Annotated in this window: 1 protein-coding gene; it reads left to right on the top strand. The window is 65.0% G+C overall.

The window, feature by feature from the left end:
• Window positions 1-2,433 (top strand): Ig-like domain-containing protein (locus tag FHD02_RS23925; protein WP_220394380.1); only part of this gene is annotated, 2,433 nt, incomplete at both ends.

Below are 2,433 nucleotides of genomic sequence, written 5' to 3'. Positions count from 1 at the left end.
GATAACCAGACCCGCGACACCACGCCGGGCTTTGCCATCACCACGGATAAAGACGCCGTGAGCATGATGGTGAGCATTGACGGCGGCACCCCGGTGGCGGCGACGAAGGACGCGGTCGGACAGTGGCATATCACATCCGGCGGGCTGGCCGACGGCGACCACAGCATTGTGGCGACGGTGACCGATATTGCCGGCAATACAGCGACGTCCTCACTGGACTTCACCGTGGACACCACGCTGTCCGTTCCGACCCTCGATCTGGCGGAGGCGTCAGACAGCGGCAGCAGCGCGACCGACAATATCACCAACGACACCACGCCGGTGTTCACGCTGGGCAATATCGATGCCGACGTGACGGAGGTGCAGGTGCTGATTAACGGCACCGCTTACCCGGCGACACTGGCGGACGGGACGTGGAGCTTTACCGCGCCGGCGCTGGCAGATGGTGACTATACCGTGACGGTGCAGGTCACCGACGACGCGGGCAACACCGCGATGTCCTCAGCGCTGAACGTGACCGTGGACACCACCGTGGCGGCCCCGGTGATCACGCTGAGCGACGACACCGGGACCACCGGCGATAACCAGACCCGCGACACCACGCCGGGCTTTGCCATCAGCACCGATGCGGATGCGGTCAGCGTGATGGTCTCCGTTGACGGCGGCGCGCCGGTGGCGGCAACGAAGGACGCGGCCGGGCAGTGGCAGATCACGTCCGGCGGGCTGGCCGACGGCGACCACAGCATTGTGGCGACGGTGACCGATATTGCCGGCAATACAGCGACGTCCTCACTGGACTTCACCGTGGACACCACGCTGTCCGTTCCGACCCTCGATCTGGCGGAGGCGTCAGACAGCGGCAGCAGCGCGACCGACAATATCACCAACGACACCACGCCGGTGTTTACGCTGGGCAATATCGATGCCGACGTGACGGAGGTGCAGGTGCTGATTAACGGCACCGCTTACCCGGCGACACTGGCGGACGGGACGTGGAGCTTTACCGCGCCGGCGCTGGCAGATGGTGACTATACCGTGACGGTGCAGGTCACCGACGACGCGGGCAACACCGCGATGTCCTCAGCGCTGAACGTGACCGTGGACACCACCGTGGCGGCCCCGGTCATCACCCTGAGCGACGACACCGGGACGGCGGGGGATAACCAGACCAACGTAGCGGCGCCGGGCTTTGCCATCAGCACCGACCCGGATGCGGTGAGCGTGATGGTCTCCATTGACGGCGGCGCCCCGGTGGCGGCGACGAAGGACGCGGACGGGCAGTGGCAGATCACCGCCGGCGAGCTGGCCGACGGCGACCACAGTATCGTGGCGACGGTGACGGATGTGGCGGGGAATACCGCCACCTCGGACATCATGAGTTTTAACGTCGACACCACACTCTCGGTCCCGACCCTCGATCTGATGGATGCCTCTGATACCGGCAGCAGCGCGACCGATAACATCACGAACGACACCACCCCAACCTTTACGCTGGGCAATATCGACGCCGATGTCACCTCGGTGCAGGTGCTGATTAACGGCACGTCCTATCCGGCGACGCTGGCAGACGGCACCTGGAGCTTCACCGCCCCGGCGCTTGCAGACGGTGACTATACCGTGACGGTACAGGTGACGGATGACGCGGGGAACGTGCAGACCTCGAATGAACTGGCCATCACGGTGGACACCGCCGTGGCGGCCCCGGTCATCACGCTGAGCGACGACACCGGCAGGGCGGGGGATAACCAGACCAACGACACTACGCCGGGCTTTGCCATTGCCACGGATAAAGACGCCGTGAGCGTGATGGTGAGCATCGACGGCGGCGCCCCGGTGGCGGCGACAAAGGACGCGGCCGGTCAGTGGCATATCACGTCCGGCGAACTGGCTGACGGCGATCACAGCATTGTGGCGACCGTCACTGACCTCGCGGGCAACACCGCGGACTCGGAGACCCTGAGCTTTAACGTTGACACCACTCTGTCCGTCCCGACGGTGGATCTGGCTGATGCCTCTGATACCGGCAGCAGCGCGACGGACAACATCACGAACGACACCACCCCAACCTTTACGCTGGGCAATATCGATGCCGACGTGACGGAGGTGCAGGTGATTATCAACGGCACATCCTACCCGGCGACGCTGGCAGACGGCCAGTGGACCTTTACTGCGCCAGCCTTGGCGGACGGGGATTACAGCATCAGCGTTATCGTCACCGACGACGCGGGCAACACCGCCACCTCAGCGGCGCTGGCGGTCACCGTGGACACCACCGTGGCGGCCCCGGTCATTACGCTGAGCGATGACACCGGCACCGTCGGCGATAACCAGACCCGCGACACCACGCCGGGTTTTGCCATCAGCACCGACCCGGATGCGGTCAGCGTGATGGTGAGTATTGACGGCGGTACCCCGGTGGCGGCAACGAAGGAC

Source organism: Citrobacter sp. EC_71 (genome assembly GCF_019584005.1).
Classification (GTDB): domain Bacteria; phylum Pseudomonadota; class Gammaproteobacteria; order Enterobacterales; family Enterobacteriaceae; genus Citrobacter; species Citrobacter werkmanii.
The sequence above is the reverse complement of the archived record's forward strand: the minus strand, read 5'-3'. Positions and strand labels throughout refer to the sequence as shown.